The organism is Streptosporangium sp. NPDC053982 (assembly GCF_055585205.1).
Genome location: NZ_JBVJKQ010000002.1, coordinates 237,580 through 252,998, shown reverse-complemented (window position 1 = coordinate 252,998; position 15,419 = coordinate 237,580). Strand labels below are relative to the sequence as shown.

At 70.6% G+C, this 15,419-nt stretch carries 18 protein-coding genes, 2 tRNA genes and 1 other RNA gene; 10 read left to right on the top strand and 11 right to left on the bottom strand.

Annotation, left to right across the window (positions count from 1 at the left end; genetic code table 11):
* Positions 1-203: 203 nt before the first annotated feature.
* The 7 genes from ACZ6W9_RS03995 to ffs all read right to left on the bottom strand — a co-directional run bounded on the left by ACZ6W9_RS03995 (position 204) and on the right by ffs (position 6,857).
* Positions 204-1,271, bottom strand: a complete 1,068-nt coding sequence (locus ACZ6W9_RS03995) for an aspartate-semialdehyde dehydrogenase (protein ID WP_389961445.1) — start codon at positions 1,269-1,271, stop codon at positions 204-206.
* On the bottom strand, positions 1,268-2,542 hold the full coding sequence (locus ACZ6W9_RS03990) for an aspartate kinase (RefSeq protein ID WP_362932585.1): 1,275 nt from the start codon (positions 2,540-2,542) through the stop codon (positions 1,268-1,270). Before ACZ6W9_RS03990 ends, ACZ6W9_RS03995 begins: the two co-directional genes overlap by 4 nt.
* Positions 2,543-2,633: 91 nt before the next feature.
* A complete protein-coding gene (locus ACZ6W9_RS03985; protein ID WP_362932583.1) occupies positions 2,634-3,164 on the bottom strand; it encodes a DUF5063 domain-containing protein in 531 nt (176 codons plus the stop codon).
* Positions 3,157-3,756 carry a recombination mediator RecR gene (gene recR / locus ACZ6W9_RS03980; RefSeq protein ID WP_362932581.1) on the bottom strand — a complete coding sequence of 200 codons (600 nt, stop codon included), beginning with the start codon at positions 3,754-3,756 and terminating at the stop codon, positions 3,157-3,159. Before recR ends, ACZ6W9_RS03985 begins: the two co-directional genes overlap by 8 nt.
* 4 nt (positions 3,757-3,760) lie before the next feature.
* Positions 3,761-4,114, bottom strand: a complete 354-nt coding sequence (locus tag ACZ6W9_RS03975) for a YbaB/EbfC family nucleoid-associated protein (RefSeq protein WP_362932823.1) — start codon at positions 4,112-4,114, stop codon at positions 3,761-3,763.
* Between the two features lie 332 nt (positions 4,115-4,446).
* Positions 4,447-6,729 (bottom strand): DNA polymerase III subunit gamma and tau, encoded by a 2,283-nt coding sequence (locus ACZ6W9_RS03970; protein WP_470116683.1) that lies wholly within the window; start codon positions 6,727-6,729, stop codon positions 4,447-4,449.
* A gap of 32 nt (positions 6,730-6,761) precedes the next feature.
* Positions 6,762-6,857: signal recognition particle sRNA small type (ffs, locus tag ACZ6W9_RS03965), an RNA gene on the bottom strand.
* An 82-nt stretch (positions 6,858-6,939) separates the two neighbouring features.
* On the opposite strand from ffs, the gene ACZ6W9_RS03960 reads away from it, so the two are divergent.
* The 4 genes from ACZ6W9_RS03960 (at position 6,940) to ACZ6W9_RS03945 (ending at position 9,233) form a co-directional block, all read left to right on the top strand.
* A tRNA-Ser gene (locus ACZ6W9_RS03960) sits at positions 6,940-7,028 on the top strand.
* A 131-nt stretch (positions 7,029-7,159) separates the two neighbouring features.
* Entirely contained in the window at positions 7,160-7,906 is a 747-nt protein-coding gene (locus ACZ6W9_RS03955; protein ID WP_470116682.1) for an SMI1/KNR4 family protein, read from the top strand.
* A gap of 88 nt (positions 7,907-7,994) precedes the next feature.
* Positions 7,995-8,852, top strand: coding sequence for a KPN_02809 family neutral zinc metallopeptidase (ypfJ, locus tag ACZ6W9_RS03950; protein ID WP_362932573.1), 858 nt, complete (start codon positions 7,995-7,997; stop codon positions 8,850-8,852).
* An 81-nt stretch (positions 8,853-8,933) separates the two neighbouring features.
* A complete protein-coding gene (locus tag ACZ6W9_RS03945) occupies positions 8,934-9,233 on the top strand; it encodes a type II toxin-antitoxin system VapB family antitoxin (RefSeq protein ID WP_362932571.1) in 300 nt (99 codons plus the stop codon).
* Positions 9,234-9,315: 82 nt separating this feature from the next.
* On the opposite strand, the gene ACZ6W9_RS03940 is transcribed toward ACZ6W9_RS03945, so the two are convergent.
* From ACZ6W9_RS03940 to ACZ6W9_RS03925, 4 genes are all read right to left on the bottom strand, one after another.
* A tRNA-Ser gene (locus ACZ6W9_RS03940) sits at positions 9,316-9,405 on the bottom strand.
* Positions 9,406-9,429: 24 nt separating this feature from the next.
* Positions 9,430-9,873: a tRNA adenosine(34) deaminase TadA gene (gene tadA, locus ACZ6W9_RS03935; protein ID WP_362932569.1), complete on the bottom strand. Its 444-nt coding sequence runs from the start codon at positions 9,871-9,873 to the stop codon at positions 9,430-9,432.
* A 172-nt stretch (positions 9,874-10,045) separates the two neighbouring features.
* Positions 10,046-10,537 (bottom strand): tRNA adenosine deaminase-associated protein, encoded by a 492-nt coding sequence (locus tag ACZ6W9_RS03930; RefSeq protein WP_389961460.1) that lies wholly within the window; start codon positions 10,535-10,537, stop codon positions 10,046-10,048.
* Between the two features lie 16 nt (positions 10,538-10,553).
* Positions 10,554-11,063 carry a tRNA adenosine deaminase-associated protein gene (locus ACZ6W9_RS03925; RefSeq protein ID WP_179821743.1) on the bottom strand — a complete coding sequence of 170 codons (510 nt, stop codon included), beginning with the start codon at positions 11,061-11,063 and terminating at the stop codon, positions 10,554-10,556.
* 170 nt (positions 11,064-11,233) lie between these two features.
* Here ACZ6W9_RS03925 and upp point away from each other — a divergent pair, with 170 nt between their 5' ends.
* The 6 genes from upp to ACZ6W9_RS03895 all read left to right on the top strand — a co-directional run bounded on the left by upp (position 11,234) and on the right by ACZ6W9_RS03895 (position 15,348).
* Positions 11,234-11,872 (top strand): uracil phosphoribosyltransferase, encoded by a 639-nt coding sequence (gene upp, locus ACZ6W9_RS03920; RefSeq protein ID WP_362932565.1) that lies wholly within the window; start codon positions 11,234-11,236, stop codon positions 11,870-11,872.
* A 137-nt stretch (positions 11,873-12,009) separates the two neighbouring features.
* Positions 12,010-12,240, top strand: coding sequence for a hypothetical protein (locus tag ACZ6W9_RS03915; protein ID WP_362932563.1), 231 nt, complete (start codon positions 12,010-12,012; stop codon positions 12,238-12,240).
* 138 nt (positions 12,241-12,378) lie between these two features.
* Positions 12,379-12,537: a hypothetical protein gene (locus tag ACZ6W9_RS03910; RefSeq protein WP_179821737.1), complete on the top strand. Its 159-nt coding sequence runs from the start codon at positions 12,379-12,381 to the stop codon at positions 12,535-12,537.
* Positions 12,534-13,061: a PH domain-containing protein gene (locus ACZ6W9_RS03905; protein WP_389961463.1), complete on the top strand. Its 528-nt coding sequence runs from the start codon at positions 12,534-12,536 to the stop codon at positions 13,059-13,061. Before ACZ6W9_RS03910 ends, ACZ6W9_RS03905 begins: the two co-directional genes overlap by 4 nt.
* A gap of 131 nt (positions 13,062-13,192) precedes the next feature.
* A complete protein-coding gene (locus tag ACZ6W9_RS03900; RefSeq protein WP_362932559.1) occupies positions 13,193-14,551 on the top strand; it encodes a helix-turn-helix transcriptional regulator in 1,359 nt (452 codons plus the stop codon).
* A 107-nt stretch (positions 14,552-14,658) separates the two neighbouring features.
* Positions 14,659-15,348 (top strand): FadR/GntR family transcriptional regulator, encoded by a 690-nt coding sequence (locus ACZ6W9_RS03895; RefSeq protein ID WP_362932557.1) that lies wholly within the window; start codon positions 14,659-14,661, stop codon positions 15,346-15,348.
* Positions 15,349-15,419 lie beyond the last annotated feature (71 nt).

Here is a 15,419-nt window from a genome sequence, read left to right as displayed (position 1 = left end):
CCATGCGACGACCGCCACGACACCCCGGCCCCGCGGGCCCTGACATCGTGATCGGCGAGCGACGGACACCCGCCGCAGGTCAGGCCGCCTTCTGCCGTACGGCGGACCGCCTCCCGCCGTACGGCGCGCCGTACGACGGGAGGCGGTGACGACCGGACCGGCCGGATCCGAACGGGCCGGACCGGTCCGACGGGTCTGCAGGGTCAGGCGAACTCGGCCGCGACCAGCTCGGCGATCTCCGCGGCGTTCAGGGCCGCACCCTTGCGGAGGTTGTCCCCGCAGACGAACAGGTCGAGGGTGTTCGGGAAGTCGAGCGCCTGGCGGATCCGGCCGACATAGGTCGGGTCGGTGCCGACGACGTCGGCCGGGGTCGGGAAGACGCCGTTGGCCGGGTCGTCCATGACGACCACGGTGGGCGCGGCCTCCAGGATCCGGTGGGCGTCGGCGACGGTGATCTCGCGCTCGAAGGTCGCGTGCACGGCCAGCGAGTGGGTCGTGATCACCGGCACCCGCACGCAGGTCGCCGAGACCTTCAGGTCGTCGATCCCGAGGATCTTCCGGGACTCGTTGCGGAGCTTGAGCTCCTCGGAGGCCCAGCCGCCGTCCTTGAGCGAGCCCGCCCACGGCACGACGTTGAACGCCACCGGGGCCGGGAACGGCGACTCGGCCTCGCCCAGCGCGTTCTGCAGGGCCTTGCGCACGTCGCCGGCGGTCTGCCCGACCGTCCGGTCGCCGGCCAGGGCCTCGACCTCGTCGTAGAGGCGCGCCGAGCCCGCCACGCCCGCGCCGGAGACCGCCTGGTAGGAGGCGACCACCAGCTCGCGCAGGCCGTACTCGGCGTGCAGCGCGCCCATCGCGGCCATCATCGACAGCGTGGTGCAGTTGGGGGTGGAGATGACGCCCAGCGGCCGCTCCCGCGCGGCCTCGGGGTTCACCTCCGGCACGACCAGCGGCACCTGGGGGTCCATCCGGAAGGTCCCGGACTTGTCGATGACGATCGCGCCGCGCTCGGCTGCGACCGGCACCCACATCGCGGAGACCTCGTCCGGCACGTCGAAGATCGCGATGTCGACGCCGTCGAAGACCTCGGGGGCCAGCTCCCTGACGACCACGTCCTCACCGCGGACCCGGAGGACCTTCCCGGCAGACCGGGCGGACGCGACGAGCTTGATCTCGCCGTAGACGTCCTCCCGCTGGGAGATGATGTCGCGCATGACGGTGCCCACGGCACCGGTCGCGCCGATCAGGGCGAGGGTCGGCTTGCGGCTCATCGTCCGGTACCTCCGTAGACCACTGCCTCGACCTGGTCGGCGTCGAGGTTGAACGCGTGGTGCGCGGCGGTGACCGCCGCGTCGACCTCGTCCTGCCCGACGACCACCGAGATGCGGATCTCCGAAGTGGAGATCATCCCGATGTTCACCCCCGCGTCGGCGATGGCGGCGAAGAACGTCGCGGTGACGCCGGGGTGCGAGCGCATGCCCGCGCCGATCAGCGACACCTTGCCGATCTGGTCGTCGAAGAGCAGCGACTCGAACCCGATGCGGTCCTGGATCTTCTTCAGTGCGGTCAGCGCCGTGGAGCTGTCGGTCGTGGGCAGCGTGAAGGAGATGTCCGTACGGCCGGTCGCCGCCGCCGACACGTTCTGCACGATCATGTCGATGTTGATCTCAGCGTCCGCCAGCGTCTTGAAGATCGTGGCAGCCTCGCCGACCTTGTCGGGCACCCCGACAACGGTGATCTTGGCCTCGCTCCGGTCGTGCGCGACGCCGGAGATTATCGGCTGCTCCATCTCTGTTCCCTCACTGTCGGGGTCGGAGACGACCCACGTGCCTTCCTTGGTGCTGAACGAGCTTCTGACGTGGATCGGCAGGTCGAACCGGCGCGCGTACTCCACGCAGCGGAGGTGCAGGATCTTCGCCCCGCAGGCCGCCATCTCCATCATCTCGTCATAGGAGATCCTGGGGATCTTACGGGCGGCCGGGACGATGCGCGGGTCGGCGGTGAAGACGCCGTCCACGTCGGTGTAGATCTCGCAGACGTCGGCTTCCAGCGCGGCGGCGAGGGCGACGGCGGTCGTGTCGGAACCGCCCCGGCCGAGCGTGGTGATGTCCTTGGTGTCCTGGGAGACTCCCTGGAATCCCGCCACGATCGCGATCTGGCCGTCGCCGAGGGCCTCCTGGATCCGGCCGGGCGTCACGTCGATGATGCGCGCGCGGCCGTGGGAGGAGTCGGTGATGACACCGGCCTGGGAGCCGGTGAAGGACCGGGCCTCGTGGCCGAGGTTGGCGATCGCCATCGCCAGCAGCGCCATCGAGATGCGCTCACCGGAGGTGAGGAGCATGTCGAGCTCGCGGCCCGGGGGCAGCGGCGAGACCTGCTGGGCGAGGTCCAGCAGTTCGTCGGTGGTGTCGCCCATCGCCGAGACGATCACCACGACGTCGTTGCCGGCTTTTTTCGTCGCGACGATCCGCTGCGCGACCCGCTTGATGCAGGACGCGTCGGCGACGGACGAACCACCGTATTTCTGTACAACGAGCGCCACGAGATCTCTCCGAAGCAATCTGGGGCTGTGGAGTCCACAGTCTACTTGCGCCCCGTCGAGCTCTCTCGGGCCTGACCACCATGTGGGACGGTCAGACCGTGGTACGCTCCTCCGCCACGTCGAGGCGCGTGTGCGCGACGAGCGCCTGGAGTGCCCGCAGGGCGGCGCCCGCGTGGTTGCCCCACGTGTTGAAGTAGGAGTACTGCCACCACCACAGCGCCTCCAGCGGACGGCCCGCCTGGTAGTGCCGGAGCCCGTGGATGAGATCGGCGGCCACCGCGGTCAGGTCGTCCGACAGCCGGTAGGGCGTCACCGAGGTGTCCTTGTAGGGGTCGAAGACCTCGGCGTAGTCGTCGACCGGGCCCAGGCGCTCGGCGAGGTCGGTGCGGACGCCGTCGACGTCGGGGTCCTCACTCAGGTGCGGCTCCCAGTTTCCTGACAGGATCACGTCCTGGCAGGCGCCGAGCTGGGCCCCGGCCGAACTGACCTGGGCCACCTCCACCAGCAGCAGCGGCAGGATGGCGTCGCCGCCCTCGCCGCCCGCCAGCCGGGTCAGCCCGTCGATGTAGTCACGCGCGTGGACGGCGATCCGGTCGGCCAGAGCGGCCCATGCGTCAGACATCCAGCAGCCTTCTTCCTTCGAACGCGCGGCCCAGGGTGACCTCGTCGGCGTACTCGAGGTCACCGCCCACGGGCAGGCCGCTGGCGAGTCGTGTGACTTTCAGACCCATCGGCTTCACCAGACGGGCGAGGTACGTCGCCGTCGCCTCCCCCTCCAGGTTGGGGTCGGTGGCGATGATCAGCTCCGTCACCCGGCCGTCGGCCAGGCGCGTCATCAGTTCCCGGATGCGCAGATCGTCGGGGCCGATCCCGTCGATCGGGCTGATCGCCCCGCCGAGCACGTGGTAGCGGCCACGGAACTCACGGGTCTTCTCGATGGCCACCACGTCCTTGGACTCCTCCACGACGCAGATGACGTGGGTGTCGCGCCGGGCGTCACGGCAGATCCGGCACTCCTCCTCGGCGGCGACGTTGCCGCAGACACGGCAGAAGCGGACCTTGTCCTTGACCTCCAGCAGGGCGTGGGCGAGCCGCTTGACGTCGGCGGGCTCCGCTGCCAGCAGATGGAACGCGATCCGCTGCGCGCTCTTGGGACCGACGCCCGGCAGCATGCCGAGCTCGTCGATCAGGTTCTGGAGGACCCCTTCGTACATGGCTTCAGAATCCGGGAAGCTGGCCGAGGCCGCCCCCGCCGCCGAGGCCCTGCGCGAGCGGCCCGAGCTTCTCCTGCTGGAGGTCGGCCGCCGAGCGCACGGCGTCCCGGATGGCGGCGATGACCAGATCGGCGATCGTGTCGGCCGTCTCCTGGCGGTCGCCGGCGTCGACGGCCTCCGCGCTGATCTTCAGTTCGAGCAGTTCGCCGCTGCCGTTGACCGTGGCCACGACGAGCCCGCCGCCCGCCGAGCCCTCCACCTGGGCGTCGTTCAGCTCCTGCTGGGCGCTGACGAGCTGCTGCTGCATGAGCTGCGCCTGCTCCAGCAGTTGCTGCAGGTTTACATCCCCTGGGTTCACCGTCGTGTGCTCCTCGTCCGTGACGTCAGTCGTCACGAGCCTACGGGGTCCGGACCGGCTGTTGCACTGGCCCGGGCACGTGTTCCCCAGGGGAGGCGGCTAAACCACTGTCGGGTCCCGGCCCCCCTCCAGACGTCCGGGACCCGACATGACACGCACCGGATCGGCCGCGTACGGCGACGTGTTGACGGAAATTTAACCGGACCCGGGCCCGTCACACATTGCATTTGTTCAATAACCCCGCGCATCTTCCCCGCGCCGGCTCCGTACAGCCCTGCCCGTACGGCCCTGTACGGCTTCCGTACGGCGCGGCGTCGCGCGTCGGCCGCGCGTCAGGTGTGGTCGATCTCCTCGATGATCTGACCGCCCAGCTCACGCTGGATGAGCGCCATGCCGGTCAGCGCGTCGACGTCGGCGTCCGCGTCGTTCAGCGGGTCGACCTCGTCGCCGTCCGGCGCGGGGCCGCGCCCCGGCACCTTGTCCGGCCAGGCGGGCCTGGCGCCGCCGGCTCTCGGGCCCGTCTGCGCCGCCGCCCTCGCGGCCGAGCGGGCGGCGGCGAGACCGGGGGCCGGGGAGGGCGGTGAGCCGGGGTCGTCGGGAAGCGGCGCGTCCGGCCACGAGTCGTCGGCGGGCGGGGAGGACCGGCGCGCGGGAGGGGCCTGCCGGGCCGCCGGGACCTGCGCGGAGCCGGCCCCCGGAACCGGTCCCTGCGCGGAACCCGGGGCGGATCCCGGAGCCGGCCCCGAAGCGGGCCCCGGGGCGGGGTCCTGGCCCGGCCGGGCCGGCTGCGGGGCGGGCTGGACCGGCTGGGGCGGCGGGCCCGCCGGGGGGCGGGCGCCGCCGGGCGGGCCGCCGCCCACCACGACGGCCTCGACCTTCCAGGAGCCGCCCAGGACGTCCTGGAGGGCCGCCGCGACGACGACGTCCTTGCCGCCGCCGGTGAAGTTGCGCATCGCGCCGACCTGGGCGAACCCGAGCGTGACGAGCTTCCCCTCGACCCCCACGACCTGGGCGTTGGTGTTCACGTTCGCCCAGACGACGATGCTGCGCCGCTTCAGGGCGGCGAGCACCTGCGGCCACGCCTGCTGCACCGCCGCGGCCCCCGTACCGGTCACCGCGTCGGCGGCCGGGGCGGCCGGAGCCGTCGAGGGGGCCTGGGCCGTGGGCGCCGCGGGGGCCTGGGATTCCGCCGCCGGGACGCCCGGCCGGTTCACGGCGGGCCAGTCCTCGTCCGCGCGGGGCCGCTGCGCCGGGGCGGGAGCCGTACCGGCGGAGGGCGCCGGAGCCTGTGCGGGCGGTGGGACCGGGGACTGCGCGGACGGCACGGCCTGGGCCGCCGCGGAGAGGCCCGCCGCGGCCGGAGCCGCCGGCGACGCGTCCCCCGAGGAGGCGACCGCTGGGGAGGCGACCGCCCGCACGGGCGGGACGCCGACGGCGGGGACGGCGGGAGCCGCCGTGAGGCCGCCGCGCTCCAGCCGTTCCAGGCGGGTCAGCAGCGCCGCCTCGTCACGGCCGGTCCCGGGCAGAAGCGTCCGGGCGCACATCAGTTCCAGCATCAGCCGGGGCGAGGCCGCGCCGCGCATCTCGGTCAGGCCCGCGTTGAAGATCTCGGCGGCGCGGGTCAGCTCGGCCGGACCCATCGAGGCGGCCTGCTCGCGGAGCCGGTCGAGCTCGTCGGCGGGCCGGTCGAGCAGCCCGCTCTCGGCCGCCTCGGGCACGTTGGCCAGGATCACCAGGTCGCGGAAGCGCTCCAGCAGGTCCATCGCGAACCTGCGGGGGTCGTGGCCCCCCTCGACCACCCGGCCGACCGTCTGGAAGACCCGGGCGCCGTCGCGGGCGGCGAAGGCGGCGACCACGTCGTCGAGCAGGCCGCCGTCGGTGTAGCCCAGCAGGGAGACGGCGCGCGCGTAGGTGATGCCCGATTCGTCGGACCCGGCGAAGAGCTGGTCGAGGATGGACAGCGAGTCACGGGCCGAGCCGGCGCCCGCCCGGATCACCAGCGGCAGCGCGGCCGGCTCGAACGGGACCTTCTCGGCGGTGAGGATCTCCTCCATGAGCGCGCGCAGCGCGGCGGGCGGGATCAGCCGGAAGGGGTAGTGGTGGGTCCGGGACTTGATCGTCCCGATGACCTTCTCGGGCTCGGTCGTCGCGAAGACGAACTTCAGGTGCGGCGGGGGCTCCTCGACGAGCTTTAGCAGCGCGTTGAAACCCTCGCGGGTCACCATGTGCGCCTCGTCGATGATGTAGATCTTGAAGCGTGCCGACACCGGCGCGAAGAAGGCCCGCTCACGCAGGTCGCGGGCGTCGTCCACGCCACCGTGCGAGGCGGCGTCGATCTCGATGACGTCGAGGTGTCCGGGACCGGTGGGGGCCAGCGCGACGCAGGACTCGCACTTTCCGCAGGGATCGGGCGTCGGCCCCTGCTCGCAGTTCAGCGAGCGGGCCAGGATCCGGGCGCTGGAGGTCTTGCCGCAGCCCCTGGGCCCGCTGAACAGGTAGGCGTGGCTGATCCGGCCGCTCCGCAGCGCCTGCCGCAGCGGCTCTGTGACGTGCTCCTGGCCCTTGACCTCGGCGAAGGTCCCGGGCCGGTACTTGCGGTAAAGCGCAAGACTCATGCGACGATCCCGCCTGCGAGAGGTCCTGAAACGAAGAGAACCCCTCGCACACCCGCCAGAGCCTGCTTATCCTTGCTGCCTTCCGGCCCTGGGGAGGTTCACAGGATGACGCCGCGCGAGGGGTCCGAGGACAGTCTAACGTCTGATCGGAGTGTTCGGAGCACCGAATATCCGTTCATCGCACTCCGAAAGTTCGGTAAGCTTCTCCACGGAGGATTCGCCTAGTTGGCCTAGGGCGCACGCTTGGAAAGCGTGTTGGGGGCAACCCCTCAGGAGTTCGAATCTCCTATCCTCCGCCACGGCTCACCAGCCACGACAGGGAAGCCCGCTCCATCTCGGAGCGGGCTTCTTCTGCTTCCGGGTCTCGGTTCGGGTCTCAGTCGGCCTCTCCGGAGGGCTCTTCGGCCCCCTCGGAGGTAGTTTTCCTCCGGTGACGACGATGTGGGCCGGGGTGCGCGAGCGGGTGCTCGCCCTGCGCGCCGCCCCGGGAGCGCGCCGGGTGTTCGGCGCCTTCTTCAAGGGCCACGGCCACGGCTTCGAGCTGTCGCCCCCGCTCACCGGGGGCGAGGTGGCGGAGATCGAGACGGCCCTGGGCACGAGTCTGCCCGGGGAGTACCGCGGTTTCCTGCTGGAGGTCGGCGCGGGCGGTGCGGGTCCCGACTACGGGCTGTTCCCGCCGGTCCTCCCTCCGGAGGAGAGCCGGGCCGCGTTCGCCGGACGTCTGCGGCGTCCCTTCCGGCCGGACCACGCGCAGCGGGCGCTGGACGAATACGACGAGCGGGAGCCCTCCCGGGACGCCTACCCGGACGAGGAGGGATACCGCCGCGCCTTCGGAGCCTGGGACGACGAGTTCGACGAGCTCGACGAGGCTCTGGTCGCGGGCACGCTCCGCGTGGGCGACCGGGGATGTGGCTACCACACCCTCCTCGTGGTGACCGGTCCCGAGCGCGGCACCGTGTGGGAGGACGTCCGGGCCGTCGGGATGGGGGTCGTACCCCTCGGCGGCGGGGACGGCGGGCGCATGATGTTCGCCGACTGGTATCTGGAGTGGCTCTCCCACGCGGAGCACCGGGCCGCAGAGGAACCGCAGGGCGCGGCGGGAGAGGAGCGGCAAGGCGCGGCAGGGGTGGAACCGGAGAGCGCGGCGGGAGCCGGGGAGGACGCCGCGACGCCGTGACCTCCCCGTCGTCATCCGGTTCCACCGGAATGTCCGGCCCTTCCCGGGGCAGTGGGAGGTTCCCCAGCGGATCGAAGGGACATCGGCGATGGACTTCAGAGATGACGCCAAGCTCGACTCCTCACAGGTGGAGAGCGGCGGCAGGGGCGGCTTCCCCGGTGGCGGACTCGCCGTCGGCGGCGGCGCGGCCGGGATCATCGCGCTCATCGTGGCTCTGATATTCGGCGTCAACCCCGGGAACATCACCGGCGGCGAGGACCCGGCACCCGTGAACCCCAGCTCCAACCTCGCCTCCGAGTGCAAGACCGGCCAGGACGCCGACCAGAAGGAGCAGTGCCGGATCGTCGGCGTGGTCAACAGCATCCAGGACTACTGGCCCGGGGTCGTGCAGAACTACACGCCGGCCAAGACGGTGATGTTCTCCGGCCAGGTCAACACGGGCTGCGGCGCGGCCGACGCCTCGGTCGGCCCGTTCTACTGCCCCTCCGACAAGCGGGTCTACCTCGATCTGAGCTTCTTCGACGAGCTCCAGAGCCGGTTCGGCGCCAAGGGCGGCCCGTTCGCCCAGGCCTACGTCGTCGGCCACGAGTACGGCCACCACGTACAGAACCTCCTCGGCACCAACGCCAAGGCGGAGGGAGACCGGCAGGGACCGGAGAGCGGCTCGGTCCGGCTGGAGCTTCAGGCCGACTGCTACTCCGGAGCCTGGGCCAAGAACGCCTACGAGACCGGCCTGTTCGCCAAGCCGTTCAGCCAGACCGACATCGAAGAGGCGATCAGCGCGGCCTCGGCCGTCGGCGACGACAGCATCCAGAAGCGCACCCAGGGCCGGATCGACCCCGAGGGGTTCACCCACGGGACGTCGGCGCAGCGTGTCAAGTGGTTCACCACCGGTTACGAGAGCGGCGACCCCAACAAGTGCGACACCTTCGCGGGCGACATCTGAAAGGCCTCGTGACCTGCGAAACGAACCGCCGGATGGGCATCCGGCGGGCATGACGCCCGATACTCTCATAAACTACATAGTGTGATCTTCAAGATGATCGGCGACGGACGGCCCTACCCGGACCACGGCCTCTCGCACCGCGAGTGGGCGCAGATACCGCCACGGCAGATCCGGCTCGACACCCTGATCACCACGAAGGCGGTGCTGGATCTGCACTCCCTGCTCGCCAAGGACTCCACCTTCTACGGCGACCTGTTCCCGCACGTGGTGCAGTGGCACGGTGATCTCTACCTGGAGGACGGCCTGCACCGCGCGCTGCGGTCGGCCCTTCACCAGCGCTCGGTCCTGCACGCCAGGGTGCTGGAGCTGCCGGACGACTGAGCCCGCCCGCCGGAGAGGTCCGGAGGGGCGGGGGAGCGGAAAACCGAAGGGCTCCCGGCCGACGGCCGGGAGCCCTTCGCTGTGGCGGTGGAGGTGGGATTTGAACCCACGGATGAGTTGCCCCATCACACGCTTTCGAGGCGTGCGCCCTCGGCCACTAGGCGACTCCACCGCGGAGCAGCTTACCGGATAACCGCTATTGCTCGCGCATCCGTCTGACGGAGAAGAAATCGGTGAGGACCCCGGCGCATTCGTCGGCCAGAACGCCCCTCACCACCTCGGGCCGGTGGTTGAGGCGGCGGTCCCTGACGACGTCCCAGAGCGAGCCCACGGCGCCGCCCTTGGCGTCGGCGGCGCCGTACACGACGCGGTCGACCCGCGCCAGCACGGCGGCCCCGGCGCACATCGTGCAGGGCTCCAGGGTCACCACCAGCGTGCAGCCGTCCAGCCGCCACCCGCCGCGCGCCCGCGCGGCGCCCCTCAGCGCGAGGATCTCGGCGTGGGCGGTGGGATCGGCCAGGGACTCGCGGTCGTTGCCCGCCCGGGCCAGAACGGCGCCCCCGGCGTCCACGACGACCGCGCCGACCGGCACCTCGCCGCGGGCGCCGGCCCGCGCCGCCTCGTCGAGGGCGAGCCGCATCACGGGGACGTGACCGGCCTCCGCACCGGATACGCCGGACCCGCCGGGCTCGGCGGGCCCGTCGGACTCCGGCCCGGTCTCCCGTCCGCCCGCGGCTCCGTCTCCCGGCCCGCCCGCCCCGGGACCCCGCCCGCCACCCGTCACGACGACGGCGGCCGTACGGCCGTCACGGTCATCGCAGCCTGTCGAGCTCGTCGGCGAACGAGAGCCGCTCGGCGATGACGGAGAGCGTGTCCGCGGGGAGGACGCCCTCCTCCACGCTGAGCTCGATCAGCTCCTCGGAGGTGACGCCGAGGTCGTCCAGCAGCTCGAAGTCGCCGGCGGGCCGTACCCCGATCTCGGCCGTCTCCTTGGCCGGCGCGACCCCGGCCAGCTCGCTGAAGAGCTCCCCGAGCCTCGCCGAGACACCGGCCTGCTCGTCGGAGAGGAAGGTGCGGGGCTCCCCGTCACCGTCGTAGCGGACGATCCCGAACCATTCGTCCTCCACCTCCACGCACAGCAGGACCAGTTCGTCGCCGTCGAGTCCCAGATGCTCGGCGACGGCGTCGCCGAGGTCGTCCGCCGTCTCGGCGGAGCCTAGATCGACCTCCGCGCCCTTCCACCCGCCGGGGGTGCGGACGAAGGCCGCCGAGAACACGCTGCTTGCTGATGGGCTGGAGGACATGGCCGATCTCCCAAGGTCAGCCGAACATCGAGTCGATGGCGCGTTCGAACGGCTCGGAGAAACCCAGCCGCGCGGCGATGCTGGACAGCACGTCCTCGGGAAGCAGGTCGACGTCGCCGGAGAGGATGCCGAGCTCCATCTCGTCGAGGCCCAGATCCGCGAAGATCGAGAGGTCCCCGGCGGGAAGGGCGGTGTCCTCGTCCTGGAGGATCGCGTCGAGCTCCTCCTCGTCCGGCACCGGAACGTCGAGGTACTCCAGCACCTGCTCGGCGAGGGGGAAGTCCCAGGAGGCGGCGATGTCGGACAGGAAGACGTCCACCCGCTCGCCGAACACCCTTAGCGCCACGAAGAACTCATCCCCAACGGCGACCAGACCAATCGTGCCGCTCATGCTCGGCTGCTGGCGCAGGGCGTAGATCAGGCCGTCCAGGTCGGAGGTGAGGGCGGTGGGGAGGACCTCCGCCTCCCAGACGTCGTCCTCGCGGTAGACGACGATGGCGAAGTCGAGCGCCTCTTGATCTGACATGGCCATCCCCACCGATGCGTTCTCTCCGGAAGTCAATGCTTTCAGAACCAGCCTGCGAGCGTACGTCTCTCCTACCAAATCGTGATCAAACTCAAAGTGAAAGTGGGTCACATCACGTACGGACCCTGCCGTTATCCCTCACCTCGGCATACCGGATACCGTTGGCCTCCATGGAGACCCTGGTCGTCGACCACCCGCTGGTGGCACACAAACTGACCGTGCTGCGGAACGCGGAGACGGATTCACCCACATTCCGTCGCCTCGCCGACGAGCTCGTGACCCTCCTCGCCTACGAGGCCACCCGGCACGTCCGCGTGACCGACGTGACCGTGCGGACCCCGGTCGCGCCGGCCGAGGGGGTACGGCTGGCTCAGCCGTACCCGCTGGTGGTGCCGATCCTGCGGGCGGGCCTGGGCATGCTGGACGGCATGACGAGGCTGCTGCCGACGGCCGAGGTGGGCTTCCTCGGGATGATCCGCAACGAGTCGACGCTGAAGGCCGAGACCTACGCCACCCGCCTGCCGGACGACCTGTCCGGCCGCCAGGTCTACGTGGTCGATCCCATGCTCGCCACCGGCGGCACCCTGGCCGCGGCCATCGAGTTCCTCTTCGAGCGCGGCGCGGACGACGTGACCGCGCTGTGCCTGCTGGCGGCCCCGGAGGGCATCGCCCACATGGACCGGGCGTTCGCGGGCAGCGGCCGGCCGATCCGCCTGGTCACCGCGGCGGTGGACGAGCGGCTGAACGAGAACGGCTACATCGTCCCGGGCCTCGGCGACGCCGGTGACCGTCTTTACGGGGTCGTCTGAGAAAACTTCCCTTCCGATAGAAGGGACGTTCTGCAGCTTTCGACTCCGTAATGTTACTCTCTGGGTACTCAGAGTAGCGAAAGCGGCTCTTGCGCACTCCGGTCCGCGAGGGCCGCGGGCGCACACCAGGGAGAACCATGAGCGAGCGAATCACGCCGGGCGCGGAGCCCGACCCGTACGAGGGCGTCAGCGCCACGCTGCGGGCCGAGTTCTCCGGGATCCATCCGGCCGCCACGGTGACCCGCTGCGTGGAGGCGGCGCACTACGGCGCGCTGGAGGTGACCGGCCACGTCCATCCTGGAATGGTGGAGCGGATCGCCCGCAAACATCTCGAGGTCCTCGCGCTCGTCGCGAGCGAGCGCGGGTGACCGAGAAAAGCCATTCTGTCCGGTTCGCCAGGTCCGTGGAACGTGGCCAGACGTAATGGACCGAAGCGCTTTACCCGGCGAATGGCGTGGGTAATGTATACGGCGGGTGCAGTGGGTCAGCGGTAGCAGGAGGCCGAAGTGCAGGTCAAGAAGGTTCTTACGTACGGCGGTATTGCTTTTGTGGCGTTCTTCCTGTTCACCCGACCAGGTGACGCCGCCAGCACGGTGAGGAGCGCAATGGACACTGTGTACAACGCGGCCGACTCTCTGGCCCAGTTCGTCTCCCATCTCTCATGAGGCTCGTGACCCACGGGGACTCAGCTCCCTCGTCGGTCAACCGCTACCTGCTCCCCCACGAACACCAGGTCATCATGGTGCGGCGTCACCCGGCCGTGCTGCTCCGCCCCGTCGCCGAGGTCTTCGGCGGCCTGATCCTCGCCGGACTGCTGAGCAAGTGGTTCGGCGACCAGGGCGGCGGCGCCGCCCTCGTCGTCGTGTGGTGGGCCTGGCTCCTGCTGCTGATCCGCTTCGTCTGGAAGGTGGCGGAGTGGTCGGTCGACTACTTCGTCGTCACGTCCAAACGGATGCTGCTCACCACGGGCCTGATCACCCGCAAGGTCGACATGATGCCGCTGGGCAAGGTCACCGACATGAGCTTCCAGCGGTCGCTGCTCGGCCGCATGATGGGGTACGGCGAGTTCGTCCTGGAGTCGGCCGGCCAGGACCAGGCCCTGTCGAGGGTCAACTACATCCCCTACCCCGAGACGCTCTACCTCGAGGTGTGCCAGATGCTCTTCCCCGGAGGCAACGACGATGATTAGTGCCTCTTCGTCCTTTGCGGAGGCACGTTAGAGAAGAGTCCACCCGATATTTTTCACGCGGGGTTACCTTATTCGACTGCTTCGTGCAATCATGGCGGGAACATTGACCATCCCCCGCCCTGAGAGATCAGATGCCGAGTCAGGGAACCATCGGTGACCGCGTCCGCGGACTGCGGCTCAGTAGGCGCATGTCTCAGGCCCAGCTGGCCGGGCCTGACCTCTCCGACAGTTACGTCTCTCTCATCGAGTCCGGCAAGCGCACGCCGACCCCGGTGGTCGCGCGCCTCCTCGCCGAACGCCTGGGCTGCACCACCGAGTTCCTGCTGCACGGCATCGAACCGCGTCAGCGCATCGACACCGAACTCGGGCTGCGCCACGCCGAGCTGGAACTGCTCCACGGCGACCCGTCCGTGGCCGCCGAGCGGTTCGGCGAGATCGTCAAGGTGGCCGGCGAGGAGAACGTCCTGCTGGGCGCGCACGCGCGGTTCGGCCGCGCGCGGGCCCTGGAGGCCCGGGGAAGGCTCGGGCCGGCCGTGGAGGCGTTCGAGTGGCTGCGCCGTGAGGCGGCGGCCCATCCCGAGCGTCTGGCGGACCTGCCCCTCACCGTGGCGCTGAGCCGCTGCTACCAGCGCGCCGGAGACATCCTGCGCGCCCGTGACCTGGCCGCCCAGGCGCTCGTCCAGGTGGAGAGGCTCGCGCTGACGCAGGGCGAGGTCGCCGTCGATCTCGCCGCGTCCCTCATGGAGACCGAGAACCCCCGGCAGCCGCGCTCGCCGGGCATGGACTACATCCGCAGGGTGCTGACGGACAACGGCGTGCCCGTCGTGGCCAACCGCACCGCCGAGATCCACGCGCTGTGGCGGGCGAGCCTCGTCGCGGCCGAGGGCGAGGACTCCGCCCTGGCCGTGCACCTGGCCGACGACGCCATCGCGACCGGCCGTCCGGCCCGGATGGCGTTCCGGCTCGCCGGCGTCGCGACGAGCTGGGCGCGGCTGGCCGCGTCCACCGGTGAGGAGTCGCTGGAGCAGGCCCGGGAGCTGGTGACCTCCGCCGGTCGCGTCTTCGCCGCGTTCCCCGGAGCCGTCCACGAGCACGCCCGGAGCCTCGTCGCCCTCGCCCGGGTACGGTTCACCGGCGACGCCCCCGAGGACGCCGCCCGGCTGGCCGCGTCCGTTCTCGCCATGCTGGACGGACAGGCCTGTCCCGTCGCGGCGACCGCGCAGCTCCTTCTCGCGGAGATCGCGCTCGCCCACGGCGACCGCGACGTGCCGGTCATCCTGCACCGGGCCGGCCAGCTGCTCGACGAGCCGCGCCCGGCGGGTTCCGCACCCGACAGGGAGGCGGCACGGGCATGGCGTGAGCTGGGCGACCTGTACGGACGAGTCGGCGCGGACGAGGAACGCTCTAACGCGTATCGTAAGGCTCTGGAAGCCGCCGGAGTGCGCAGCGCGATGGTGGGGGTGACGGTCGACTCCGCTCTGGCCCGGTAGAGATCGGCGCTCCGCCGAACCTGGATTTGTATTCACGCCTCCGGAATAATTAGGGTCTACCAGTCATTGACTCATAGGATGATTGGTTTCCCCGGAGGAGGCGGACTGTGAGTCTGCGTACGGCGCAGCGTGCGTCCCTCGTCGACCAGGTGATCGATCAGCTCAAGGAGCAGATCACATCGAACTCCTGGCAGATGCACGCGAAAATCCCTACCGAGACCGTGCTCGCCGAACAGCTCGGGGTCGGACGCAACACCGTACGCGAGGCCGTACGAGCTCTCACCCACGCCGGGTTGCTGGAGTGCCGTCAGGGTGACGGCACCTACGTCCGCGCGACGAGTGAGCTTTCGGGAGCCATGCAGCGGAGGCTGCGTGCCGCCGAGCAGCTGGAGATCCTGGAGGTACGGCGTGCCCTGGAGGTCGAGGCCGCCCGCCTGGCGGCGACCCGGCGCACCGACGCCGACATCGCCCGCATCCAGAGCGCACTGGCCGAGCGCGAGCGGGCATGGGAGTCCGGCGGTCCCGAGGCGTTCGTCGAGGCCGACCTCGCCTTCCACATCGCCGTCGTCGAGGCGACCCACAACCGGGTGCTGAGCGACCTCTACGAGGACTTCTCGGCCGCCCTGCGGGCCAGCATCACCGCCGCGGGCACCTCCATCAACAGCACCTACATCCCGCACGAGGCCATCGCCCGCGCCATCGCGGACGGTGACGTGGCCGCCGCGGAACGCGCCGGCCACGCGTGCATGGAGCACATCCTGATCTCCCTGACCGAGGCCCAGGAACTGTCCAACTGATCCGCGGGCCCGGTCGGCGCACCGGATGCGCCCCGTCTCCTCTCCCTTCGGGGAACATCGAGGAGGCGGGG